Genomic DNA, 23,434 nt, shown 5'->3' with positions numbered 1-23,434 from the left:
TGTCCTAATCGAGGTTATTTGCCTTATAAACCCGCAGAAAATTCCCTCCTAACACTTTGCTGATATCCTTGTCTGAATAGCCACGCGTGATTAAAGCCTGGGTGAATAGGGGATAATCTAGTACTGTTTTCAGTTGTTTAGGTGCTGAATTAATTCCATCGAAATCAGAGCCCAAACCCACGTGATCTACCCCGATTAATTTCACAATGTGATCAAAATGTTTCATCAATTGTTCCAAATCTGGTTTGATGGCGTCACTTTCTTGTGGGTATTTATCTGAAATGACCGTGAAAGCATATTCTGTTTGCATTCCCGTCTTGAGTAATGAATCGATTTCTGCGGTATGGTTTTTACGGAAAGCGGCGTCTTTTTTGAAAAAATCTACATCCACGAATCCAGAGAAGAAATTCAGGTGGATTACGCCGCCATTTTTTCCTATCGCTAAAATTTGGTCATCTTTCAGGTTTCTTGACACGGGACACACACTGTATGAATTGCTATGTGAGGCAATAATTGGTTTTGTCGTCGTATTTATCACATCCCAAAACGTCGCCTCGCCCACATGCGATATATCCACGATCATACCTAGTTGGTTCATTTTTTTTACCACCGTTTTGCCAAAATCCGTTAGACCTTTATACCCCTGATACGCTGGATTTTTTTCATCTGCATGTGAACTTGCCCAGCCCGGCGAATTATTCCAAGTCAGGGTCATATACCTAGCTCCTCGGTCATAAAAAGTGACTAATTTCTTCAAATCGCTTTCAATCATGTGGCCACCCTCCACCCCAAATTGAGCGGCTAATTTATTCTCATTAAAAGCGCGATTAAGGTCTTTCCAGGATTTGGCAATCACCATTTTATCCGGATTCCTCGCAGCCACAGCATATAAACTATCCATTTCCCGCATGGCCCAAGCATATGGATTTGCTTTCTCCCCATCACACCAAATCGAAAACAATTGGTAATCCACCCCGCCCTTTTTAAATCGGGCTAAATCTGAGTGATTAATGCCGGTCAAATCCTGATCAAGCGACACCTTTTTCTCGATACAAGCCGTCAAACAGTCGTTATGCGTGTCCACTAAAATGGAGTTGAAATGGATATCCTGCGCGAAAGTGGCGGTGGATAGGAGTAGTAAGAGCCATGTTTTTTTCATCGTGGAATGTTTATTAATTCGCTGCGAAAACCAAGGTTGTAATAGAGTTTGCAGACAATTGTACTTGACTAGAATCTATGTTTTGGTATTTTAAATTTTGTGTGCTGGAAGTCGTATAGCTTGATAATGTATGGTTCGATGTAAAGCTTGAAACGTTTAAATTAAATTCATCGCCTGAGTTGATTACTACTAAAACAGTAGAATTTTGATCTTTAAAGCCTGAAATTAAACATTTTGGTTGATCTATTGCTGCGTCAAATCGTTTCATTCCAGGTCGGACGAATTGAGAATAATTGCCTAGAGCCCAAAGTGTTTTTGAATCATACAGGTCCGCGTCGAATTTATTTTGATCATTCTCCCCTTTATTCTCTCCGTTAAAGATATAAATGAGTCCATCTTTGTAATCATTCGCGCTTACTGCGAGCCACCAGCTCCAGGAGGAGGCATTTGCATGTACTAAATCAGCATGAATTACTTTGGCAACGTACAACGCCGTTTTCATCCCTAGATCAACCCCGTTGCCCTTAATTTCGCCAGCATTATCCCCGAGTATACAATATTCGGATTGCCAAAAATCAAGATCAGCTTTAGCTTTCTGTATATTGAGTTGTTTACGCATATCAATCAGCGCGTTTGCCGGTGAGGTGGTAAAGTAACTATGTCCACTAATTATTTTTTCTACACTAAATTCGTTTCCCAGGTAAGTCGACTCTTCGGGAGAAAAGAAGCTAACTAGTTGATTGTCTTGATTAGGCCTATTGGTGTTTTTTTGAAATAAATAAGTAAGTTGTCCTGCCTCTGGAATGATAATTTTGGCTGAAGCCGAAGTAGTTTTAAAGTTATGGCTAAGTCTTTTAATGGCCCAGGCTATATCTGTATTATTGATGGAGGTTCCCTCTTGGGAGGCTAACCCTGATTTATTCGGTCCCCAATCCCATTGCGGTTCATTAAATGGGCTAATATAATTGAATTGGAAATGGTTGGCTACTGTAGTAATAAAGGTAGTCCACTCCGCTATTTTTTCTGTATTAAAATTCCAATCCCCTAAATTTCCACTCCCGAAAGCCAGGCCATTTTTAGTCATTTGGACAGGTGAAGAATTCAGAAATCCGAGTGTATAGGGTACCTTATATTTAATGGCAGCCTCTAAAAACCATTGTTGCCCTGCTTGTTTTGTCCAATCGAACTTTCCAGCCGTATAAAAACTCTCTGATCGTCTCCACTCAGAAGTTATTTTACTTTCTATTCCTTGTTCTGTGCTTCCGGCGCCTATATTGAATCGCCACATAGACAAACCGATTCCTTTCGGATTTCCAAAGCTATCTTTTTCCCTGCTAAAGAGCCATTCTGCTATCTGTTTTTTCTTGCTTTCAGGATAGTATTTTCCTACCATGGCTATAGACCAGCAATCAGATGCTCCAAAACTATGTATCGTCTGATAGGTTTTGTCTAGATCCAGTTGAATTTTTTGGGAGAACCCCTGAAATGATAGGCAAACACTTATAAGGAATAGTGTGAGCAGGTTAAATCGTCTTCTCTTGTTGTCCATAGCTTCAACGGTTAAATAAATATAGTATTATTGCTAAAGAATTCAGAATTAAACAGACTAAGATATGATGATTCAATGGATAGAGGAAAATCAAGCTCTAGAAAAGACCTTTACATTCCCCACCTTTGAGGATGCCATGCTATTTATGCAATTAGCTACCCCTTTAATAAGTAAACTAGATCATCATCCTACTTGGTCAAATACCTATAATCGGGTACACGTCACCTTAACCACCCATGATGTGGGTAATGTCGTGACAGAAAAAGATCGCGAATTAGCTAAAATTTTCGATGAGATTTACTCGGATTTATGGTAGGCTAAAACTTCTTTATGAATGTTTTAGGTCCAAAACAGGATTCTCCAGCCGCATTCGTAAAGCGAATTTCGCTCAGTTGTCGTCCAAATGCTGATTCATCAGAGCGCATTTTTACAGAAATGGAAATGTTTTGATCTTTAAATGACCAAATACCAGTTTTGGGGTTGGGAGTTAATTCGTAGAATGTTAATTTATCACATTTTGATGCGGCGGTAGGAACATAATAGAAGTGTATTTTTGAACTTCCTACGATGGAATAATCTGACTCTGACGAATCCCAATTTAAACCCAGTTTCCAGCATCCCGCTGTCTTATTAGTGTTTGCACAAGCATCAAATAATTCGTAGAATTTAGGCTCATTACCTAGGTTTTTGTATTTTTCAATGGAGTTTGCATCCTGCGAAAAACCAGTGATGGCGAGGGAACAAAAGAATAGGAGGGTTAAAAGTTTTTTCATGTTATTATTTTTTAAAAAAAATGTGATTTATTTATCTATGATGCAATCCCACTCATTATAAAGTATAAAGACAGGTTTGTTGTAATTATTCACTTTGGTATTTAATTGGCTACCTCTTGGTGAGTAAATATCCCCTTTAAGAAAAATTATTCCATCTTTAGTGGTTATTTTTTGGGTGCCAAAAAACGACCAACTTGTTCCTCTGTTGGAGAAATCTTCAAATTTCACATTGCCTATTTCTTTGAAAACAGAATTTGTTGTAGTCTTGGGCGAGCAGCTATATTTTTTGTTTTCTACTTTTTGTGCTGAAGAAAATAATGGAAGCAGAAAGAATAAAAAGAGAATCGATGCTTTTTTCATAGTTAAAATTAACTTCACTCAGTCATTAGATCTTTTACTATCAAATGTAAATTATTTTATAATATCTTTAAAAAATTATTTATTTAACGCACATGAAATTTAAAATAGTTGCCTTATTTGTATTTATACCGCTATTTGTTTTCGGTCAAAACCAAAAACAAACCAAAGACGAGGACCAGATCAAATCCGTCATTTTGAAGACCTTTTCTGCGATGAAATCGGTTGATTCTGTTGCTTTGAAGTCTTGTTTTACAAGCAATGCTATGTTGCATATTAGTCAGGTGAAGCCGGAGGGAAATGCGCTGAGAGAAGTGCCCGCTGCTAAATTCATCCAAAATGTGATGACCAGAAAACCGGGTGACATGGATGAGCGTGTACTTTCTTGGGGACCTATTTTAATCGACCAAGAAATTGCGACTGCGTGGGTTCCTTATGAGTTTTACTTCAATGGAAAGTTTACACACAAAGGCGTGGACGTATTTTTATTGGTTAAATCGGGCAATGAATTTAAAATTCAGACACTCTTGTACAATATGCATCAATAGGTTCTATGAAAAAATATCTACTCGGTTTATTTACGCTGTTTTTGCTGAATGCTTGCACTAATCCTGCACCTCCTAGGGAGGGTTTTATAGAGGTAGAGGGAGGTAAAATATGGTACCGCATTGATGGAGAGGGAGATAAAACTCCTTTGCTCTTATTGCACGGGGGACCAGGGTCATCGAGTTTATATTTAGAGCCATTGAAAGAATTGAGTAAGGATAGGCCGGTCATTTTTATTGATCAATTAGGTTGTGGCCGTTCTACCCGAATTACGGATACTACCTTGATGACTATTGAGAAAAATGTGGAGCAATTAGAGCAGGTCAGAAAAGCACTCAAGCTGGAACGTTTTTATTTGTATGGGCATTCTTGGGGCACCATGTTAGGGATGGATTATTATTTGAAATACCCTAAAGGAATAAAGGCGCTTATTTTTGCGAGTCCTTTATTTAGTACCAAAATTTGGACACAAGATGCTGATACCTTAATCGCCGCCTTGCCAACAGCGACTCAATTAGCGATTAGAGAAAGTGAAAAGCAAAAAAACTATGCGTCTGAATCTTACCAACAGGCGATGAAAGTATATTATAAAGCGCATTTAAGACGCGGAAACGATACAAAATCGCGGAAGGATACACTTGATCGGTATTTTGGAGAAAAGGTCTACACCTTTATGTGGGGGCCTAGTGAATTTAAGGCTACGGGAAATTTGCTTCACTATGATCGATTAAAAGAGTTGGCTACCATAAAGGTTCCTACGCTTTTAACAGCTGGGGAATTTGATGAAGCTAGGCCAGTAAGCGTCCGCTATTATACAAGTTTAATCCCAGGAGCTCAATTTCAAGTCATTTCCGATGCTGCTCATGTAACGATGGGAGATAACCCAAAGGAAAATAACCGCGTTCTGCGTGAGTATCTACAGAAGATCGAAAAATAACTGTTTCCCATTTACTATTTTTTAGACATTTTTTTCTTTGTTAAAATTTATTTGGTATTATTGGTATACAAAAGATACCAAATCTAATCTATACCTTATCATACAATGAAAAAAGTAGTACTCCTGTTCTCCGCAGCTGTCCTTGTTCTAGGCAGCATCGCATTTATCACAAAATCAATTCCAGGATCTCCATCGCACATTGCTAAAGTAGTGGGTGCCGTTCAGGATCAACAAATTGCCAGTGTTGATGATAACACGGGCGATTGGTTGACCTATGGTCGTAATTATGGAGAGGAACGTTTTAGCCCATTGGGTCAAATTACTAAAGACAATGTAAGTCAATTAGGTTTAGCATGGAGTTTGAATTTAGGAACAAAACGAGGGATTGAAGGCACGCCTTTAGTCGTGGACGGGATCATGTTTTTAAGTGGTCCATGGAGTGTCGTGTACGCTATTGATACGCGAAAAGGTAAAATATTATGGACCTATGATCCACAGGTACCTAAAGGTTTTGGTGAAAAGGCATGTTGCGATGTAGTAAGTCGTGGTTTAGCGATGTACAAAGGGAACATTTTTGTGGGAACCTTGGATGGACGTTTGGTGTCCATTAATGCGGCTACAGGTAAGAAGAAATGGGAAGTATTGTCTGTTTCGCATGATCGTTCCTACACGATTACAGGCGCTCCACGTGTGATGGATGGTAAAGTCATTATCGGTAATAGTGGAGCAGAGTATGGTGTGAGAGGGTATGTGACGGCATATGATGCGATGACTGGGAAGAAAATTTGGCGATTCTTCACGGTTCCAGGGAATCCTGCGAATGGATTTGAGCATCCTGAAATGGAAACAGCCGCGAAAACTTGGAATGGAGAATGGTGGAAATACGGTGGTGGCGGCACGGCTTGGGATGCCTTTGCTTATGATCCTAAGTTGAAACTTATTTATGTGGGTACCGGAAATGGTTCTCCATGGAATAGAGAAATCAGAAGCCCAGGCGGTGGAGATAACCTATACCTTTCTTCCATCTTAGCTATTCATGCGGAAACAGGGAAATTGAAATGGCATTACCAAACTACTCCAGGTGATTCATGGGATTTTACAGCGGTACAACAAATCATTTTGACCCAATTAGAAATCAAAGGCAAAAAGCGCGAGGTCTTAATGCAGGCACCTAAAAACGGGTTCTTCTATGTATTGGATCGTAACACAGGGGAGTTATTGTCAGCTGAACCTTATGTGTATGTGAACTGGGCCTCTAAAGTGGATATGAAAACCGGACGTCCTGTTGAAAATCCTAAGGCACGTTATATAAATAGCAATGAACAAATTTACCCAAGTGTAATTGGTGGGCATAATTGGCAAGCGATGGCCTATAATCCGAAAACGAATTTAGTCTATATCCCGGCAAGAGAACAATCTTGGAATTTCGGTAACCAAAAAGATTTTGTGTACGATAAGGATTATTGGAGTGTAGGTACACATAATAATCCGGCGAACCCTACGAACAAGGATTCCTATGTGGCAAAGTCACTGGGTAAATTAATTGCATGGGATCCAGTTCAAAACAAAGAAATTTGGCATAAAGCGGAGAAAACCGGTTGGAATTCGGGTGTACTTACCACGTCGGATTTAGTATTCCAAGGAACTGCAGAGGGCGATTTTAACGCTTTAGATGCGAGAACAGGTAAAGTACTTTGGACTAAAAACCTAGGTACAGGTATTGTTGCACCTCCTATTACGTATTTAGTAGATGGCGTGCAATATGTAACGATCGCTGTGGGTTGGGGTGGAGTGATGGGATTGTCTAGTAGAAGTACGGAACAGATAAATCCGGGGACGGTATATACTTTCGCTATAGGTAAAAATGTGGCGATGCCTGTGTATGATAAGGAGCCAAAGAAGGAATATTTAACCTTGCCTGTCGAAATTTCAGACGAGCAGGTCGCAAAAGGTTCGGGTTTATTTGGCAAATATTGCAGTCCTTGTCATAACCTAAATGCAGGAAATCCTGGTGGAACCATTCCTAATTTGACCTATTCACACCCAGATATTATGGGTGCTTTCCATCAAATCGTTAGGGACGGTATTTTCTTGCCAAAGGGTATGCCGAAGTTTGGCGGAAGACTAAGTGACACAGATATTTCGAACATCAAAGGGTATATCCTGGCGACTGCGAAGAAAAATAGAGAGAATAAATAAACGTAAATTATCATATGAAAAAGATCTTATTAGTTGCCCTTTTAGTAAGTAGTTCGGTGCTTGTTTTTGGACAAAACAGCCCGAAAAAAGTGGATGAAGCCACTACTTTAGCGGTGTTTCAGCACCACAGTAAAGCCTTAGGAGAAAATAATCTCGATGAAATTATGGCTGACTATACTGAGGAATCTGTTGTCATTACGCCAGATGGTACTTTCAGTGGATTAGCTGAAATTAGAAAAGCCTTTGTGGAATTAGTAAAAGCTTTCCCCACGAAGGGATCTACTTTTAATGTGATTAAAACTGCTGTAAAAAATGATTTATTCTATATAGTTTGGTCAGCAAAAACTCCTGTGGTAGAATTCAACTATGCAACGGATACGTTTATCATTCAAGGGGGTAAAATCTTGCGCCAAACCTTTGCAGGAAATAAAAAGTAAACAAAAAAGCCCCTTCGATTTTGAGGGGGCTTTTTTTTATTGTTTAGACAAATCCAGAATCTCAATATTCCTAAAGTCAATTTCCTGCCCCTCGCTTTGGAGTGCAATGAAACCACTTTTTAATAATTGCCCATCTAACTTAAGTGCGGGGTTGTAGCGATTAGCCACCCCACCACCTATTTGAGGTTGGCTATATTCTAATACTGTTTTTCCATTGATTTTGTGGGTGACCAATGAGTCACCGCGAACGATTAATTCAGCCGTAATCCAGCGTTCGTTTTCATAGGTTTCTGAGCTTGAATTTATGCAATGGCGTGAATCGATTCTGCCTTGGTAAACGACGTCTGTTCCAGGCGAACACATGTTTCCGGTGGGTCTGGGTTTTCCATCCGCTAATACGCCTAAGAATTGCATTTCCACGGAGATGGGCCAATCTTGTTCTTTCGGCATAGTACGAGGATCTTGTGAATGAAACATCACACCGGAGTTTCTCTCGGTATAAATGGGAGCATCATTTCGCCAAAGCCCCGTAAAGCGGTATTGCAATCGAAGGATGTAATTTGAGAATGGTTTATTGAAATACAAATGCCCGTAGCGTTCATTGAAATGGTCATATTGATCATAGCGCACTTTGATCATTCCGTCTTCGGCTCTAAAGGTGTTTCCGTAATTATCGCCCACTTCATGGTGGTGGATTTTGACTGTCCAGTTCTTTAGGTTTTTGCCATTAAACAGTTGAATCCATTTTTCTTTTTTTGGCTTTGCATTTGAAAGGAATGCTAAACAACAAAGTGCGGCAATTACGAGCGTTTTCATAGGAGAGGTAGAGCTTAATATCAGCATTAAAGTAAGTGAAATACGAGCAAAAATGAAATTAAGTTGCTGGTTTTCTGAACTATATACTGCTTGAGTTAGTTAAGAGGAAATATATGCTAAACTAAATTGATATGAAAGCTTTTTATCTCGTTGCCGGCATTGCGTTTGTTTTCTTGATGATACAATCCTATAAAGTTGTGAGTAGCAGTCTGAAAACGGAGAACCAAAAATATAGGTTAGTGCGTACAGAAGCTCAGTTCGAAATTCGCTTTTATCCGTCTGCTACCTTTGCTAAAATTTACAGCCAAGGAACGAATTATAAGTCTGTCGCGAGTAGTGGATTCAGGAAATTAGCGGGCTATATTTTTGGAGGTAATGAACAGAAACAGAGTATTGCCATGACGGCGCCGGTTCGAATGGAAATGACGGATAAAGGTTCTACCATGAGTTTTGTGATGCCCGATAAATACAAAGAATCGGATTTGCCTAAACCCAATGATTCCAGTGTGCAAATCGTGAAATCGAGTCCGCAATATGTGGCGGCTATCACTTTTGGCGGCTATGCGGATGATGAAAAAATCAAAGAGAAGCGGGATCAATTACTAAAACTAATCCAAGAAAAAGGCATTAAAGTAGCCGGAGAATATTCTTTTTTGGGCTACAACGCACCTTTTCAATTTTGGGGTAGAAAAAATGAAGTCGTTATTCCGATAGAGTGGAAAGAGTAAATTAATGCGCTAGTTCTTCCTCTAAAAGTGAGATTAATTCTTTCGCTTTTTGCTTTTGATTATTCGACATGAGGATATAATAGGAGATATACCCTTTCATGGTACCTGTTGTGTTTGCATATTCATGAAATGCATTTTTATTTGAAGTTAGAAATGCGCTTCCCGTTTGTTTTTTTATTCTATCCAACAGAACTCTATCAAATCCGAATTTTCCAATGGACTCTTTTGTAGAGAAAACGGTTGTTTGAAGTACAGCATTTTGAATTCGATGCACATTTGCTCCACGCTCTAATAATTGATCTAATTGAACGTTCATGGTCACTTTCCCTTTTTCGTATTCTGAAATTTTACGAACAATTTTTTCATTTTGAATAAGGCGAAACCCTCCGGCATTACGTAACTGATCGATAGTGCCAGATGAAAAATCGATGTTATAAACTCTGGTTACCATGATAATACTATTTAAGTAAATGGAATCAATATCTGCTTCATTCCAAGTAGGTTTGAAGATTACTTCATTGAGTTTATTGGCAGCATTAATTATTTCTCCCATTCTGAATTCTTTCGAATCCATTTCAACTAAATCCGCTTTCAAATCCTCCTTCATACTCACTAAATAATCATGCTCCTTATGTCTCTCCGCTCTGTATTCGAGGTAATATTCAGCCATAAAGCCTAAGAAGACGGCGAAGAAAAGCATTAAAAATTCTTGAACGTATTCTTTCCAGGATTTAGGGTGGTGTGTATGGTGGTGAACTTCCATGAGTAATAAGATTCTGTTTAGTTTAAAGGCAAGAAAATTAGTGAAATTAAGTTATAAGGGACTTATTATTAATGCGCCAGTTCCTCCTCAATGAGCTTGATTAACTCTTTCGCCTGTTGCTGTTCCATTTTAACCATGATCTCATAATAGGCGACATAACCTCTTTGGACCCAAATATAATTCGCGTATTCATATAATGTTTTTTTGTCAGAAGTTAGAAATTTGCTACCTGTCGATTCTTTAATCCTTTCTAGCTCAGCTTTATCTAATCTAATGTCATTCAGTTTTTCAGGTAAACCTAAAGTGGTTACATGTAAGAGTTTATTTTGTAACAGGTGAATGTTTCTCCAATTGTGTGAATTGGATTCTTCTTGTAGTAAAATAGTTTGCTTCCATTTTTCGTAAGCAGAAATTTTATGGACTATTTCTTGATTTTTAATGAGTCGAAATCCTCCCGCATTTTTTAATTGATCTATTGTGCCAGTAGCAAAATTAGGTTTAATTAAGGTAGCGCTAAGATTAAGACTTAAAATGTAAATGGAATCAATGTCATTATCACTCCATGCTGGTTTATATAATAGTTTCTCAAGTCGTTGACCCACAGATTTGATTTTTTCCATCCCCATTATTCCCCTATCTATTTCCACTAAATCCGCTTTCAAATCCTCCTTCATACTCACTAAATAATCATGCTCCTTATGTCTCTCCGCTCTATACTCGAGGTAATACTCAGCCATGAAGCCTAAGAAGACGGCGAAGAATAACATTAAGAATTCTTGAACGTATTCTTTCCAAGATTTAGGGTGGTGGCTATGGTGGTGTACTTCCATTGGGTAATGTGGTAGGGTTAAGGTTTCTTGAAATTATCAGTTTTAATTGGTTATGCCAAAGATGGTTTAATTGGAAAACTGTTTTTTGTTATATTTGACCTTATGAAACATATAATCTTCGCAATCGCAATCTTAGTAAGTATACTTTCTTGTAATTCGAAAGGGGGGCAACCCGCCTATTCTATCCTTTCCGCCGTAAAGGTATATACCGGAAAGGGGATAGCAGGTGAGGTGCTTATTCCATCGCTTTCTAGAAGTTTACAGAAAGAGGAAAGAGAGCAGGTGCTAAGAGAAATTATGAAAGCCAAAGGTTGGCACATCATCTCAGCCTATACTTCAGTAGATGCATACAAAGAAAAAAACTGTGCACCCTACGAAAAGCGTTCAAAAGCTTATAAAGAAGGGTATATTGGAAAGGTAGATGAATTGGGTCAATTTAGTGAGTAGTATATCTTGTAAAAAACACCATTCTGACCTCTTACTATTCAATAAGCATTTATGTCATCTAGTTCCACTTTAAAACGAATCGATTCCATCGACGTATTACGAGGCATTGTCATGGTCATCATGGCGCTCGATCATGTGAGGGATTTCGTGCATGATCAGGCCTATACGGGTGACCCATTGAATGTGTTGACGTCAACACCATTTCTATATTTTACTCGTTGGATAACGCACCTTTGTGCACCTACGTTCGTTTTTCTATCGGGGCTTTCTATTTATCTGCAAAGTATTCGCAAGTCGAAAGCTGAATTGAGTTCGTTTCTATTTAAACGGGGGATTTGGTTATTATGCGTGGAATTTGTTTTGATATCTTTAGCCATTACATTCAATCCGTTTTATAATTTAGTCTTGCTGCAGGTTATTTGGGCGATTGGGATTAGCATGATTATTTTGGCTTTTCTGAGTCGTCTGCCGTATAAGGTGGTATTAGCCATCGGATTGATTATTGTTTTGGGGCACAATAGCTTGGATTTTTGGGAGGCTGAGCCTGGCTTTAAGGCTGGGTTTTGGTGGGATTTATTGCACCATGGGTCCTTTGCGATTTATCCCATAGTGGGAGATCATTTCCTGGCTATCATGTATCCTTTTGTTCCTTGGACAGGTCTAATGATTTTAGGTTATTGCTTTGGGATCTTTTTTACGTCCAAATTCACTTCGACTGAAAGACAAAAAATCTTATTTAAAACCGGGTCATTCTTATTGGGCTTTTTTGTACTTCTAAGGGCGATCAATGTCTATGGAGATCCGCATCCATGGGCTACTCAGACGAGCGGGTTAGCTACCTTTTTGTCCTTTATGAATGTGAATAAATACCCGCCCTCTTTGGCCTACATGTCAGTGATGATTGGGATAGCTATTTTGGCTTTGGCGGTTTTGGAAAATATTCAAAATAAACTATCGAACGTATTTCGTGTTTTCGGTAGGACTGCTTTTTTCTACTATATCCTACACTTCTATCTCGCACACTTAATCACTACGGTTTTGTTTTTTTATAGGGGACATTCACTTGATGATGCGTTAATTGCGCTTCAAAAAATCCCTTTCCTTTTTCAAATCGCAGGAGAGGGGTATAGTCTTGAAATCGTTTATCTTATTTGGGCACTATTAATAGTCAGCCTGTATCCCTTGTGTAACTGGTATGATTCCTACAAGACGGCTCATAAGGAAAAGTGGTGGTTGAGTTATTTATAGTTTGTGAAAGAGGAGCTAAACATAATCTGTCATTGTACATTTTATCCGGTTAGATTTGATACCTTTAACGAAATTATCAACAACCCATGAAACACATTCTTCTAGTATTCTGCACGTTAGCATTTTTATTCTCGTGCAGTAAAGAAGAACAGGTGCCAGTTCAAACGACACCTTCTCTTGATTTTTCAAACGCAGAATTCTACCAAAGTCTTCCTAAACAGAAATCCTTTTTTCAGAAAATTGATAAGCCTGGAGCGAGTGGTTCAGGCGATCTTTTAGTTGTAAATCCTGATTTAACGTTTCAAACTATCGATGGTTTTGGATTAGCCTTAACGGGAGGGAGTGCGCAAGTGATGTATCGCTTGGAACCGGTGAAGAGGGCTGCGTTGTTGCAGGAGTTATTTGGTAAAAATGGGATGACGGTGTTGCGCATTAGCGTGGGGGCGTCTGATTTAGATTCAGCGGTATTTTCTTATGAAGATGAGCCGGGTAAGTTTAGTTTGGCCAAATCGAAACCCGACTTAATTCCTCTTTTGAAGGAAATAATTGCGATTAATCCAGCCATCAAAATTATGGCATCTCCCTGGTCTGCACCTATTTGGATGAAGGACAATTATTCTAGTAGGGGCGGCTCGTTGATGGAAAAATACTATGTCACCTACGCGGAATATTTGGCGAAGTATATACAGGAGATGGCCAAAGAAGGTATTCCGATTTGGTCCTTAACTCCGCAGAATGAACCCCTAAATCCGGGCAATAATCCGAGTATGTACATGAGTGCACTGATGCAGGGTACTTTTGTTGCCAAAGCTTTGGGACCTGTATTTGAAAAACAAGGTATTCAGACGAAAATCGTCATTTATGATCACAATTGCGATCATCCAGAATATGCGATTGAATTATTAAATGTGCCGGAGGTTCGAAAGTACGTGAACGGTTCTGCCTTTCATTTGTATGGTGGGGATATATCAGCCATGAGTCAAGTACAAAGGGCGCATCCTGATAAGGATTTGTATTTTACAGAGCAGTGGACCGGGGCAAAGGGAGATTTTGCGAGTGAATTTATGTGGCACATGAAAAATGTCATTATAGGGTCAGTCAATAATCATGCCAAAGCGGTCATCGAATGGAATCTAGCCACCGATCCCACCTATGGACCTCACACGCCTGGCGGCTGTTCGGAATGCCTAGGTGCCCTAACCATAGGTGGCCAAGAAATCACGCGTAATCAGTCGTATTACATCGTCATGCAAGCAGCTAAATTTATCCCTCCAGGATCGATACGGATAGGCATTTCTGCTCCATTGGGTATTCAGGCGGCGGCTTTCAAGCGACCTGATGGAAAAATAGTTGTATTGGTTCAAAATGAGGGAGCTAAAAAGAGCGTAGCCCTTGGTAAACAGAATATAGAATTAGCGGCGGATTCGGTGCTAACAATTGTTTTATGAGAATAGGTAGCCTAATTTTAGGCCAAAGAAATTGAACTTTTCTACTATTATTTGGTAGCTGTGGGATTGTTGTGATGGAATGTTTTTTTACCTCTTTAGGGTATGCATATTTTATGTTCCGATTATGACAAGTACTTTGTTTAAATTTTTATCTAAATAGACTCTATGCCTATCAACATTTCAGATATTCTTGTAGTAGGGGTTTCCAGCCGCGCGCTTTTTAATCTAGAGGAGGAGAATGAAATTTTTAATACCCAAGGCATCTCCGGTTTTAGAAAATACCAATTGGAACATGAAGATGAACCTTTGGAGCCAGGGACGGCATTTCATCTGATTCAGAGTTTACTTCATCTTAATGAAACAGCTAAGAAGCGAATTGTGGAAGTGGTGGTCATGTCTCGCAATAGTCCGGAAACTGGTGTGAGAATCATGAACTCTGTGGAGAAGTATAAATTAGACATTACGCGGATGGCGTTCAGTGGTGGCGAATCGTTGGCCCCTTACATTGACGGATTTGACATCGATTTATTCCTGAGTAAAGACCTGATGGATGTCCAAAGTGTCATCGATGCTAAGAAATGTGCGGCGGCCTATATTTATGCACCTCCTACTGATTTCAAACCGTCTGATAACCGGGTTAAAATTGCTTTTGATGCGGATGCTGTGCTGTTTTCGGATGAATCAGAACATCGATACAAAACAGAGGGGATTGAAGCATTTCAAAAATATGAGCTTGAAAATCAAGATGTGCCTTTAGGAGAGGGGCCTTTTGCTAAATTGTTGATTAAACTTTCCAAAATCCAAGAGGAGCTCCCCACCACCATCGAATTATCCTCGCTGCGCATAGCCATCGTCACGGCTAGGAGTGCGCCCTCTCACATGCGGGTCATTAAAACCCTGCGTAAATGGGGTGTCTATGTAGATGAGGCGTATTTTTTAGGTGGACTTTCGAAAGACACGGTGTTGAAAGAATTTGGAGCACACATCTTTTTTGATGATCAAGATGTTCATTTGACCGAATCCTCTAAAGTAGTTCCCTCTGGTAAAGTACCGTATGCCTCTGATTCGCCTTTGCTGAATTTAAAGCCCAAAAAATAGTAAAATAAAGAAATATGAAAAACGTATTGATTTTAGCCACCCTATTACTTACCATTAACCTTGCAAAAGCTCAGTGTAAAGTCTATGCTGGGAATTATGCCTCTTATTCAAAGTTGGTTGGGATTGTAGAAGGCGGCAAAGTTTATGCTGGGAATTATGCTTCCTACTCGAAGTTAGTAGGCATTGTGGAGGGTGGAAAAGTGTATTCTGGGAATTACTCCTCCTACTCAAAGCTTGTCGGAATTATTGAGAGTGGAAAAATCTATTATGGTAATTATGCCTCTTATTCTAAGCTAGCAGGAATTGTTGAAAGTAGTAAAGTCTATTCCGGTAATTATGCTTCTTATTCTAAGCTGGTAGGTGTAGGCGAGGGTTGTGGACAGACGTCGCTAGGTGCCGCTGCTTTGCTTCTGTTGTTCTAGTCATTTTTATTAAATAAGTCTATAATTTCCTGAAGAAACGAACGTTAAAAGCTCGCTATCATCTGTCGAGCCTGCATGTCCAAAACTATCCTCTTTTTTCTTCTATTTCTATTCCCTTCTTTTCTTTTAAATGCCCAGTACGAAGACTACCAAGTCGATAGTATTGTCATTCACAAGCAGTACAAACAGAAAACGGTGGTGGGCTTGTCTAATGAAATTGCCAAAGATTTCGAGGATCGCCGGTGCATATTAAGGGCATTTTATATCTACATCACCTATAACATGAAATATGATGTTAAGGCTGGTAATGAGTCGCAACGTAGGATGGAAATGTATTATTCCGAGGGGAATATACGTAAAGGGGATGAGCAAGAGATGGAGACTTTGTTGAAGATAAATAAGGGGGTTTGTTGGCATTTTGGGACGCTCTTTGCGAAACTATGTGCGGTGCAGGGAATTGATGTTGAGTTGATTACAGGTACTAGGAGGGGGCTTGAGCTGCCGGAAACCTTAACGGCTAACCATCTTTGGAATGCGGTGGAAATAGATGGCGAGATGAAGATGATAGAATGTACGATAAATAGTACTTTGCCTTACAATAAGGAGGATTATGATGAGCTGTTTTTAGTGGATCCGGAGGTCTTTATTTATTCGAGTATTCCCCTGGATCCTGCCAAACAATACCTCGAAAAACCTATCAACTATGCCGCTTTCAAGCGACTAGTATGGCCATCAACTATGTTTAATCTTTTGCAGGTGAAAGAATTAGCTCCTAGTTTTAAATACATCAAACCACGCCGCGATGGTTCCGCTCAGATTAATTTTAAACTGGGCGATTTTCGCCAAATAGATTATATCGAGGTTTTCCAGAACAATCGGCTAATCAAGTCCATTCCAGTTAAAAAAGCTGCCATCTCCTTTACACTGCCCATCACAACAAAGGGCGAGCTTTCTATCCAGACGGTGAAGATAAAAAATGGCTATAGGTACCAGCACTATTTGTTGGATTACGAGGTGATGTGATGGGGTAAATTCTGTGACAACTATGAATGTAATACTAGCTTGACTGTATTATTTTTAATAGAATTGGGGTATATTTAATAAATACTTCTAATTCAAATTAGCTCAATTCTTCACTAACTGTATGAAAAAAATAGTCACCATTCTTGTAGCTTGCTTATTTATTCTAACCTCATGTTCTAAGTCAGATACCCCATCTGTTTCTGTTAAAGAAGCCACGGAGATTTTCAAAAATTTAAAACAAGTTCAACCCATCAATGTGGCAATTGCTTCCATAGATGATGTAGAAAAAATCGTTTGTCTTGCTAAGAAAAGTGGACCTGAAAGTGATCCTTATTCTGATAAGTATATAATTTATCTACTTACAAAATTTGCTGATACTTGGAGGGTTGAGTCAGAAAAAGAAATAATTAGTTTAGAGTTTGAAATGATTTCTTTTGAAAAGAATTTTGAAATTATAGAGTTAGACAATAAAGCATATCTATATTTTATCTATTCTACAGGACCAGTAGGCAATGCCATTTCATATGTTGATTATAATTTCTCCTTAGTCTCATTAAAAGACTTAACAATTTCTGAATTAGTGTATCAAGAATTGGGTGATGAAAGTGATTTTATAAATATTGAAGATTTTAAGGATAAGCCTACTGTCCTGAAATACTTAGAAGAAAGAGCAGCAAAATCTGAATTTATTAAAAAGCCTAGTGGAGTGGAACTTGATGTGAATAATCCTGTAAATTTTGAGAAAAAATGGAAAATAGATAATGCTAATATTTCGACTGTTTGGGAGGGAAACACTGCCATTAACAATAACATTAAAGTAACCTATTACCCTGAAAATATTTTTCCGGATGAGAAAAATTCATCATTTTCTAAAATTGAGAATGAGACATACCTTATCATTTCTATGTTTAGAAATGATGTTTTAGGTTATGACAAAGTAAAGAAAAAATATTTCCCTATATGGGTGGAGAGCTGCTCTCATGGGTGCAATAAGGAAATCGAATTTATTGATAATAATAAACTTAAAATCACCTATTCAGAATCTCAAAATGAAACGATAATTGTGGATTTGAAAACCATGGATTTTGAAATTAACAAGTAATGAAATAAGTATTTTCAGATTTAATAATGAGTACATACCAAATATCAGCTACGGAATACCAATGTCTTCAATACTGTATCGAAGATTTAAGTCTTACATCGGCTGATTTTATCAGGGATGGTCATGGAGGTTTTGACATTGAATATAATCCAGTTTTGCCCGAAACAACTGATAAGTATTTGTTGGATGAGATTATATCGCAATTAATAGATGATCTGAATATTTATTGGAATGTCCACTTAGAATTTACATCTGCTTGTGGTGGTCAGTTGGAAATTACTTATGTAGAGACTCGGAATGTAAGTGAGTATGAAGATGAATTCATTGAACAGCTCAATTTTATGAGTCCTGAATTAAACAAGCATATTGAAGAAACCTATGCTGTCGATTTTGAGTCTTGTGAGAAAATTCTCTTTTCTAGTATGGAGGGGAGTTCAGCCGGAGACTTTAACGTAGCTTCATTTTCAATGGTTGTCTTTGTTGAAGAAGACGAAATAGAAATTAGTGATGAGACAACAATTGCGTTGGCCGGAGTGTTACTTCATCAGAATGCGCTACTTTTTGGCCCTCAAGATGAACCATTTGACTATGGGTTTTCTAGTGAGGAACAATTTGCGGAGTTAAATATCATGCTAAGTCAAAAATCAATCCAATTAATAAAAGCAGATTAACCTAGTTAAAGGGAATAAACACGAATGATACAGAAATTCAAAGACAAAATAAGTTTTCTCTTGTATGTAACGTCTCCAGAAAATTACGGAAAACTTAAAATACGTTTTTCAGAGGTAGATTACGGCGCAATTGATCTCTCAATCTATCCGGTAGATTCATCAAAAAAGCTACCTAGTAATATTTATGACACGCTGCATGATATCATCTGGTATCACTTTTATGACACAACTGAGTTGTTAGGTCATTCATACTTAGAAATATCAGAATCCGAGTTCATCCTCCAAAACCAGGCTGGTGAATTGGAAATTGTTGCCTCTTCCTTTAGTAGTTCACATGATTTTGAAAAAGAGATTATGATAGAGCAGCTAAGTGAATTGCTGCAAGAGGTTCTTCAAAGGGAATTTATGCTAACAATTCATATCGCCGGTTCTTATAAATCAATCAAAGAAATAAAAATTGTTAGCTATTATTTAACGGATTATGACCAAAATGGCATTGAACGTGAAATAGCAGATAAGGATGGTTTAATCAAATCTTCCCTCATTCAATCTATCTCCAGTTGGGCGAAAAGCTTTAGTGATGAAAGTTCAAACGGGGAATATGATTTCGATGAATTTGATTTAGATTGTTCTATCTCCTCTTACCCTAAAATGGACACTTGGTGTAACTTTTATGAAGAAAGTAAAGGCGAGCTATTAGATATTTCTGTTTTAGAAATAAAACAGGAGGAAGTAGAGGTTGAAATTTAAAAATGTGATCGGTGAGATGATGTGATTAAAGAGCGAATATCCATTGAAATACTGTCAGAAACTTATAAATTTAAGGAAGCTCACGTATTGCTGACACCCGATGTTTTTGGCTTTAATGATTCAGGAGAGAAGTTTCCTATCAAGCTAAAATTAAGCATGCGCGCTATGCTCTTCCTAAAAGATGATTATCCGGCAACGGCTGATTATTTGACGGACCAAAAAGATGGCTCCTGGCTCCTCGAAGTAGAGGTGAATAGTATGGAGCCGGTGGAGCGGATTTTGAGGGGGATGCCGGGGGAGGTGGAAGTGGTTGGTTAAGAGTTTTACTATGGTTATTTAATGATGAAACGAAACAATCCTTAGTTAATTTATGCCTCAACGCAGGTCTTTACAAAAGATTTTTCGTGTATAATTAAGTACCAAACAATTTTTATGACTACTAATTAGCCATAATAGTAACAGTTAACAATCAATCTTTGGTACCCTCCTGGATTTTTTCTACGGCCATGATTTGAAACAGCCAAGATGCCCAGCTTCGCAATTAAGCAGTTGACTCTAAAAAAATCAAAAAAACGTTACCACTAAAAATAGATTTTCTATCACCTTGTAAATAACATCGTATACCATACTCTTCTTTTTTGTAGCGAAGCTACTTAAAATAATTTTATTTAAAATTTTGCGATAAGAAAACTTGGCGTATTTTTGTAGTGCCATTACAAAGGAATAAATTTGAGAGCACCTATAAAAAATATTGCGAACATTCAAACTGGACTTTTCGCTAAGCCTTCTGGTATTGGCGAATTGGTGTATCTGCAGTCTAAGCATTTTGACGAATATGGGCAATTACATTCAGTCCTTCATTCCGATTTAGTGGCTGATGGGATTCCTGAAAAGCATTTGCTGAAAAGCGGTGATGTGCTTTTTGCAGCAAAAGGGTCTAAAAATTTTGCAACCGTTTTTGAAAACCATAATGAGCCTTCGGTTGCTTCTACTTCCTTTTTTGTTATTAGGCTAACCGAAAAAAAATTGTTACCTCAATATTTGGCTTGGGTGCTTAATAGCCACACAACACAAATCTTATTGAAAGGACAGGCCATCGGAACTTCAATCCTTTCCATTTCAAAACAGGTTTTAGAAAATCTGGAAATAGTAGTACCCAGCCTTGAAACGCAAAAGGCGATTTTGCAAATCACTAAACTCCAGAATAAGGAAAAATCTTTGAAGAAGAAAATTGAAACATTAAAAGAGAAACAAATTCAACAACAAATAATCAACGCAATAAAATAAATAATAATGGATAAAATAACTCAGAAAGACATCAACGATGCAGTTTGGAAAGCTTGCGATACCTTTAGAGGTAGTATTGATCCAGGCGTTTACAAAGACTATGTACTCACCATGTTGTTTCTAAAATATCTCAGTGATGTGCATGATGATAAAATGGAAGGCTACTTAGTAAAATATAACGGTGATGTGGAACGTGCTAAACGAGCAATGCAGCACGAACGCTTTATTGTGCCGGAGAATAGTCATTTTAAATTCCTATATGATTCTCGAAACGAATCTAATGTTGGCGAACTTATCAATATTGCGTTAGCAGATTTAGAAGAAGCCAACCGCGAGAAATTATACAGTGAAGACGGGGCGGGTATTTTCCAGAACATTGATTTTAACAACAGCAAATTAGGTGAACCTAAGGATAAAAATACCCGTCTTAAAAACTTGTTGCTCGACTTTAATAAAGATGCCTTAGATCTTCGCCCCTCACATTTAGAGGGAAATGATATTATTGGGGGAGCTTACGAATACTTAATATCCAATTTTGCCAGTGATGCTGGTAAAAAAGCAGGCGAATTTTATACTCCAAGTGAAGTTTCTACTTTGTTGGCCAAACTCACTCATTCTAAGCCAGGTTCTCGTATTTGCGATCCTACTTGTGGTTCCGGTTCATTGTTAATTAAAGCTGGTAATGAAGTAGGCTCAGATAATTTCTCTCTCTACGGTCAAGAAGCAAATGGCAGCACATGGGCATTAGCGGTAATGAATATGTTTTTGCATGGTTTTGATAATGCTACTATCCGTTGGGGTGACACCATCCGAAATCCAAAATTGAAAGAAGGTGATGCATTGATGAAGTTTGATACGGTAGTGGCAAATCCTCCATTCTCACTGGATAAATGGGGCAAGGTGGAAGACAAAGATGGCGACAAAACTACCATTAGCTATGACCCTGAAAGTGATCAATACAATCGTTTTTGGAGAGGTGTACCTCCAAAAAGCAAAGGCGACTGGGCATTTATCAGCCACATGATAGAAACACTTAACGAACACGGAAAAGCTGGTGTTGTTGTACCTCATGGTGTTTTATTTAGAGGAGCAAGCGAAGGCCGTATACGCCAACGCACCATTGAGGAAAATCTTTTAGAAGCAGTTATTGGCTTGCCTGCGAATTTGTTCTTTGGAACAGGCATTCCTGCGGCAATTATGGTATTCAACAAAGCAAAAGTCAGTGAGCATGTATTATTTATAGATGCTAGTAAGCATTACGAGAGTGCTAAAAACCAAAACAAGCTCCGTGACAGTGATATTGAACATATTATATCTACTTACCGTGAATTCGCAAAAGGTAAAATGGGACCAGGAGTTGTTGAAGAGAAATATAGCTATGTGGCAACATTTAAAGAAATTGAGGAGAATGATTTCAATTTGAATATCCCTCGCTATGTGGACACCTTTGAAGAAGAAGAAGAGGTGGATATTGCTGCTGTGCAAACGGAAATTGACAAAATAGAAGATGAATTGGTAAAAGTGCAATTAGAAATTAACCAATATCTAACTCAATTAGTGAAATGATAAAAGCCGAACAAAATAGTAAAAAGTTTTATAATAGAAAAATTCCGCGTGATTGGTCTACTCCAGATTTTGGTGATGTTTTTAATTTCTTGAAAACATTTTCCTTTTCACGCGACCAACTTACTAGAGAAACCACTAATGATAAAATCAGAAACATTCATTATGGTGACATACACTCTACTTACGAAAATGAAATTCTCGATTTAGATATTGAACAGACAGTACCATACTTATTGGATGGAATAATTGATCCGAAGTGTTTTGATGATGAAAGTTTTCCTGCACTAAAAGAAGGTGATTTAATTATTGCCGATGCATCAGAAGACTATATGGGGGTTTGCGATTGTGTTGAATTAAAAAATATCAATGGTGCCAAAATAGTTTCTGGACTACACACATTCGCTGCCAGAGCGACAGATGGGAAAATCGCAATAGGCTATCGCACATATTCTTTGCAACATGAGCAAGTAATTAGAGAATTAAGAAGAATTGCGACGGGAACATCAGTATATGGCGTTTCTAAAACAAATCTTTCGAAGGTAAAAATTGCCCTCCCTCCTCTTCCCGAGCAAAAAGCCATAGCCAAAGTGCTAAGCACGGCAGATGCCGCCATACACACAACAGAAAAACTCGTTGCCCAAAAAGAACTCTGCAAAAAATGGCTCATGCAACAATTGCTTACAGGAAAGAAAAGATTGAAGGGGTTTGGTGGAGAGTGGAAGGAGGTGCCTTTAAGTGAAATGTTCTCAGAGAGAAATGAAACTAAGTATTTTGATTTGCCTTTATTATCGATAGGTCAAAATGGTGTATATCCACAAGATGAATCTATAAAGAAGGATACTTCAAATGATGATAAATCGAAATACAAAAGAATTCGCAAAGGCGATATTGGCTACAATACAATGAGAATGTGGCAAGGAAGAAGTGCACTGTCTGAGTTAGAAGGTATTGTTAGTCCGGCATATACTGTGGTAACACCAAAGAAAAATGCTGATTCACTTTTCTTTTCTTACTTGTTCAAAATGCCTAAAATGACCAATCTATTTTGGCGTAATTCACAAGGTTTAGTGGATGATACTTTGAATTGCAAGTACAAAGATTTTAGCATTGTTCGTGTTGTTCTGCCGCAAACCAAAGAAGAACAAACAGCAATTGCACAAATATTGAAAGCGGCTGATTTAGAAATTGGATTGCTCAAAGCTAAAGCAGAAAAGTTGAGGGTACAGAAGAAGGGGTTGATGCAACAGTTGTTGACAGGAAAGAAACGATTAATATAAA

26 protein-coding genes are annotated in these 23,434 nt (G+C 38.3%); 19 read left to right on the top strand and 7 right to left on the bottom strand.

The annotated features are described in order from the left end of the window. Positions 1 to 4: 4 nt before the first annotated feature. Both SKC37_RS09295 and SKC37_RS09290 read right to left on the bottom strand, forming a co-directional pair. On the bottom strand, positions 5 to 1,159 hold the full coding sequence (locus SKC37_RS09295) for a dipeptidase (protein WP_377981210.1): 1,155 nt from the start codon (positions 1,157 to 1,159) through the stop codon (positions 5 to 7). Positions 1,160 to 1,172: 13 nt separating this feature from the next. Beyond that, entirely contained in the window at positions 1,173 to 2,708 is a 1,536-nt protein-coding gene (locus SKC37_RS09290) for a glycoside hydrolase (RefSeq protein ID WP_377981209.1), read from the bottom strand. A 64-nt stretch (positions 2,709 to 2,772) separates the two neighbouring features. On the opposite strand from SKC37_RS09290, the gene SKC37_RS09285 reads away from it, so the two are divergent. Further along, positions 2,773 to 3,024, top strand: a complete 252-nt coding sequence (locus SKC37_RS09285; protein WP_377981208.1) for a 4a-hydroxytetrahydrobiopterin dehydratase — start codon at positions 2,773 to 2,775, stop codon at positions 3,022 to 3,024. Position 3,025: 1 nt separating this feature from the next. Here SKC37_RS09285 and SKC37_RS09280 read toward each other — a convergent pair whose 3' ends face one another. Then, positions 3,026 to 3,481 carry a hypothetical protein gene (locus SKC37_RS09280; RefSeq protein ID WP_377981207.1) on the bottom strand — a complete coding sequence of 152 codons (456 nt, stop codon included), beginning with the start codon at positions 3,479 to 3,481 and terminating at the stop codon, positions 3,026 to 3,028. Positions 3,482 to 3,508: 27 nt separating this feature from the next. Further along, positions 3,509 to 3,841 (bottom strand): hypothetical protein, encoded by a 333-nt coding sequence (locus SKC37_RS09275; protein WP_377981206.1) that lies wholly within the window; start codon positions 3,839 to 3,841, stop codon positions 3,509 to 3,511. 92 nt (positions 3,842 to 3,933) lie between these two features. Between SKC37_RS09275 and SKC37_RS09270 the strand changes: the two genes are divergently transcribed. The 4 genes from SKC37_RS09270 to SKC37_RS09255 all read left to right on the top strand — a co-directional run bounded on the left by SKC37_RS09270 (position 3,934) and on the right by SKC37_RS09255 (position 7,957). Further along, positions 3,934 to 4,386, top strand: a complete 453-nt coding sequence (locus tag SKC37_RS09270; RefSeq protein WP_377981205.1) for a hypothetical protein — start codon at positions 3,934 to 3,936, stop codon at positions 4,384 to 4,386. 5 nt (positions 4,387 to 4,391) lie between these two features. Further along, the gene (locus tag SKC37_RS09265; RefSeq protein ID WP_377981204.1) at positions 4,392 to 5,321 is read left to right on the top strand and encodes a proline iminopeptidase-family hydrolase; all 930 of its coding nucleotides are present in this window, start codon (positions 4,392 to 4,394) and stop codon (positions 5,319 to 5,321) included. A gap of 105 nt (positions 5,322 to 5,426) precedes the next feature. After that, entirely contained in the window at positions 5,427 to 7,520 is a 2,094-nt protein-coding gene (locus SKC37_RS09260; protein ID WP_377981203.1) for a PQQ-dependent dehydrogenase, methanol/ethanol family, read from the top strand. Positions 7,521 to 7,534: 14 nt separating this feature from the next. After that, complete coding sequence (locus tag SKC37_RS09255; protein ID WP_377981202.1) at positions 7,535 to 7,957, top strand: nuclear transport factor 2 family protein; 423 nt, start codon at positions 7,535 to 7,537, stop codon at positions 7,955 to 7,957. 36 nt (positions 7,958 to 7,993) lie between these two features. Here SKC37_RS09255 and SKC37_RS09250 read toward each other — a convergent pair whose 3' ends face one another. Then, entirely contained in the window at positions 7,994 to 8,773 is a 780-nt protein-coding gene (locus SKC37_RS09250; protein ID WP_377981201.1) for a 3-keto-disaccharide hydrolase, read from the bottom strand. 131 nt (positions 8,774 to 8,904) lie between these two features. Here SKC37_RS09250 and SKC37_RS09245 point away from each other — a divergent pair, with 131 nt between their 5' ends. Continuing rightward, the gene (locus SKC37_RS09245; RefSeq protein WP_377981200.1) at positions 8,905 to 9,501 is read left to right on the top strand and encodes an SOUL family heme-binding protein; all 597 of its coding nucleotides are present in this window, start codon (positions 8,905 to 8,907) and stop codon (positions 9,499 to 9,501) included. Position 9,502: 1 nt separating this feature from the next. Here the strand turns inward: SKC37_RS09245 and SKC37_RS09240 are convergent, their stop codons facing one another. After that, on the bottom strand, positions 9,503 to 10,264 hold the full coding sequence (locus SKC37_RS09240) for a hypothetical protein (protein ID WP_377981199.1): 762 nt from the start codon (positions 10,262 to 10,264) through the stop codon (positions 9,503 to 9,505). Positions 10,265 to 10,332: 68 nt separating this feature from the next. Continuing rightward, the gene (locus SKC37_RS09235; protein WP_377981198.1) at positions 10,333 to 11,094 is read right to left on the bottom strand and encodes a hypothetical protein; all 762 of its coding nucleotides are present in this window, start codon (positions 11,092 to 11,094) and stop codon (positions 10,333 to 10,335) included. Between the two features lie 102 nt (positions 11,095 to 11,196). Here SKC37_RS09235 and SKC37_RS09230 point away from each other — a divergent pair, with 102 nt between their 5' ends. The 13 genes from SKC37_RS09230 to SKC37_RS09170 all read left to right on the top strand — a co-directional run bounded on the left by SKC37_RS09230 (position 11,197) and on the right by SKC37_RS09170 (position 23,433). Beyond that, positions 11,197 to 11,541, top strand: coding sequence for a hypothetical protein (locus SKC37_RS09230; protein ID WP_377981197.1), 345 nt, complete (start codon positions 11,197 to 11,199; stop codon positions 11,539 to 11,541). A 51-nt stretch (positions 11,542 to 11,592) separates the two neighbouring features. Continuing rightward, positions 11,593 to 12,789: an acetyltransferase domain-containing protein gene (locus SKC37_RS09225; protein WP_377981196.1), complete on the top strand. Its 1,197-nt coding sequence runs from the start codon at positions 11,593 to 11,595 to the stop codon at positions 12,787 to 12,789. A gap of 86 nt (positions 12,790 to 12,875) precedes the next feature. After that, positions 12,876 to 14,237, top strand: coding sequence for a glycoside hydrolase family 30 protein (locus SKC37_RS09220; protein WP_377981195.1), 1,362 nt, complete (start codon positions 12,876 to 12,878; stop codon positions 14,235 to 14,237). A gap of 165 nt (positions 14,238 to 14,402) precedes the next feature. Then, positions 14,403 to 15,335, top strand: a complete 933-nt coding sequence (locus tag SKC37_RS09215; protein WP_377981194.1) for a 5'-nucleotidase — start codon at positions 14,403 to 14,405, stop codon at positions 15,333 to 15,335. 14 nt (positions 15,336 to 15,349) lie between these two features. Beyond that, positions 15,350 to 15,757 carry a hypothetical protein gene (locus tag SKC37_RS09210; RefSeq protein WP_377981193.1) on the top strand — a complete coding sequence of 136 codons (408 nt, stop codon included), beginning with the start codon at positions 15,350 to 15,352 and terminating at the stop codon, positions 15,755 to 15,757. A gap of 75 nt (positions 15,758 to 15,832) precedes the next feature. Next, a complete protein-coding gene (locus SKC37_RS09205) occupies positions 15,833 to 16,780 on the top strand; it encodes a transglutaminase domain-containing protein (protein WP_377981192.1) in 948 nt (315 codons plus the stop codon). 121 nt (positions 16,781 to 16,901) lie between these two features. Continuing rightward, entirely contained in the window at positions 16,902 to 17,882 is a 981-nt protein-coding gene (locus SKC37_RS09200; RefSeq protein ID WP_377981191.1) for a hypothetical protein, read from the top strand. 26 nt (positions 17,883 to 17,908) lie between these two features. Further along, positions 17,909 to 18,553: a hypothetical protein gene (locus tag SKC37_RS09195; RefSeq protein WP_377981190.1), complete on the top strand. Its 645-nt coding sequence runs from the start codon at positions 17,909 to 17,911 to the stop codon at positions 18,551 to 18,553. Between the two features lie 24 nt (positions 18,554 to 18,577). After that, a complete protein-coding gene (locus tag SKC37_RS09190; RefSeq protein ID WP_377981189.1) occupies positions 18,578 to 19,303 on the top strand; it encodes a hypothetical protein in 726 nt (241 codons plus the stop codon). 21 nt (positions 19,304 to 19,324) lie between these two features. After that, the gene (locus SKC37_RS09185) at positions 19,325 to 19,621 is read left to right on the top strand and encodes a WYL domain-containing protein (protein ID WP_377981188.1); all 297 of its coding nucleotides are present in this window, start codon (positions 19,325 to 19,327) and stop codon (positions 19,619 to 19,621) included. A 411-nt stretch (positions 19,622 to 20,032) separates the two neighbouring features. After that, positions 20,033 to 20,590, top strand: coding sequence for a restriction endonuclease subunit S (locus SKC37_RS09180; RefSeq protein WP_377981187.1), 558 nt, complete (start codon positions 20,033 to 20,035; stop codon positions 20,588 to 20,590). A 6-nt stretch (positions 20,591 to 20,596) separates the two neighbouring features. Further along, positions 20,597 to 22,156 (top strand): type I restriction-modification system subunit M, encoded by a 1,560-nt coding sequence (locus SKC37_RS09175; RefSeq protein ID WP_377981186.1) that lies wholly within the window; start codon positions 20,597 to 20,599, stop codon positions 22,154 to 22,156. Beyond that, on the top strand, positions 22,153 to 23,433 hold the full coding sequence (locus SKC37_RS09170) for a restriction endonuclease subunit S (protein WP_377981185.1): 1,281 nt from the start codon (positions 22,153 to 22,155) through the stop codon (positions 23,431 to 23,433). Before SKC37_RS09175 ends, SKC37_RS09170 begins: the two co-directional genes overlap by 4 nt. The last annotated feature ends 1 nt before the right edge of the window (position 23,434 follow it).

This window comes from Aquirufa esocilacus (assembly GCF_042715595.1).
Classification (GTDB): domain Bacteria; phylum Bacteroidota; class Bacteroidia; order Cytophagales; family Spirosomataceae; genus Aquirufa; species Aquirufa esocilacus.
This window is presented reverse-complemented; position numbering and strand designations above follow the sequence as displayed.

Coding starts and splice junctions, on each gene's coding strand:
- SKC37_RS09270 (WP_377981205.1), top strand. CDS start 3,934: ATGAAATTTAAAATAGTTGCCTTATTTGTATTTATACCGCTATTTGTT.
- SKC37_RS09245 (WP_377981200.1), top strand. CDS start 8,905: ATGAAAGCTTTTTATCTCGTTGCCGGCATTGCGTTTGTTTTCTTGATG.
- SKC37_RS09170 (WP_377981185.1), top strand. CDS start 22,153: ATGATAAAAGCCGAACAAAATAGTAAAAAGTTTTATAATAGAAAAATT.
- SKC37_RS09240 (WP_377981199.1), bottom strand. CDS start 10,264: ATGGAAGTTCACCACCATACACACCACCCTAAATCCTGGAAAGAATAC.
- SKC37_RS09220 (WP_377981195.1), top strand. CDS start 12,876: ATGAAACACATTCTTCTAGTATTCTGCACGTTAGCATTTTTATTCTCG.
- SKC37_RS09285 (WP_377981208.1), top strand. CDS start 2,773: ATGATGATTCAATGGATAGAGGAAAATCAAGCTCTAGAAAAGACCTTT.
- SKC37_RS09250 (WP_377981201.1), bottom strand. CDS start 8,773: ATGAAAACGCTCGTAATTGCCGCACTTTGTTGTTTAGCATTCCTTTCA.
- SKC37_RS09295 (WP_377981210.1), bottom strand. CDS start 1,159: ATGAAAAAAACATGGCTCTTACTACTCCTATCCACCGCCACTTTCGCG.
- SKC37_RS09230 (WP_377981197.1), top strand. CDS start 11,197: ATGAAACATATAATCTTCGCAATCGCAATCTTAGTAAGTATACTTTCT.
- SKC37_RS09175 (WP_377981186.1), top strand. CDS start 20,597: ATGGATAAAATAACTCAGAAAGACATCAACGATGCAGTTTGGAAAGCT.
- SKC37_RS09275 (WP_377981206.1), bottom strand. CDS start 3,841: ATGAAAAAAGCATCGATTCTCTTTTTATTCTTTCTGCTTCCATTATTT.
- SKC37_RS09255 (WP_377981202.1), top strand. CDS start 7,535: ATGAAAAAGATCTTATTAGTTGCCCTTTTAGTAAGTAGTTCGGTGCTT.
- SKC37_RS09205 (WP_377981192.1), top strand. CDS start 15,833: ATGTCCAAAACTATCCTCTTTTTTCTTCTATTTCTATTCCCTTCTTTT.
- SKC37_RS09235 (WP_377981198.1), bottom strand. CDS start 11,094: ATGGAAGTACACCACCATAGCCACCACCCTAAATCTTGGAAAGAATAC.
- SKC37_RS09215 (WP_377981194.1), top strand. CDS start 14,403: ATGCCTATCAACATTTCAGATATTCTTGTAGTAGGGGTTTCCAGCCGC.
- SKC37_RS09210 (WP_377981193.1), top strand. CDS start 15,350: ATGAAAAACGTATTGATTTTAGCCACCCTATTACTTACCATTAACCTT.
- SKC37_RS09225 (WP_377981196.1), top strand. CDS start 11,593: ATGTCATCTAGTTCCACTTTAAAACGAATCGATTCCATCGACGTATTA.
- SKC37_RS09260 (WP_377981203.1), top strand. CDS start 5,427: ATGAAAAAAGTAGTACTCCTGTTCTCCGCAGCTGTCCTTGTTCTAGGC.
- SKC37_RS09195 (WP_377981190.1), top strand. CDS start 17,909: ATGAGTACATACCAAATATCAGCTACGGAATACCAATGTCTTCAATAC.
- SKC37_RS09190 (WP_377981189.1), top strand. CDS start 18,578: ATGATACAGAAATTCAAAGACAAAATAAGTTTTCTCTTGTATGTAACG.
- SKC37_RS09265 (WP_377981204.1), top strand. CDS start 4,392: ATGAAAAAATATCTACTCGGTTTATTTACGCTGTTTTTGCTGAATGCT.
- SKC37_RS09280 (WP_377981207.1), bottom strand. CDS start 3,481: ATGAAAAAACTTTTAACCCTCCTATTCTTTTGTTCCCTCGCCATCACT.
- SKC37_RS09290 (WP_377981209.1), bottom strand. CDS start 2,708: ATGGACAACAAGAGAAGACGATTTAACCTGCTCACACTATTCCTTATA.
- SKC37_RS09200 (WP_377981191.1), top strand. CDS start 16,902: ATGAAAAAAATAGTCACCATTCTTGTAGCTTGCTTATTTATTCTAACC.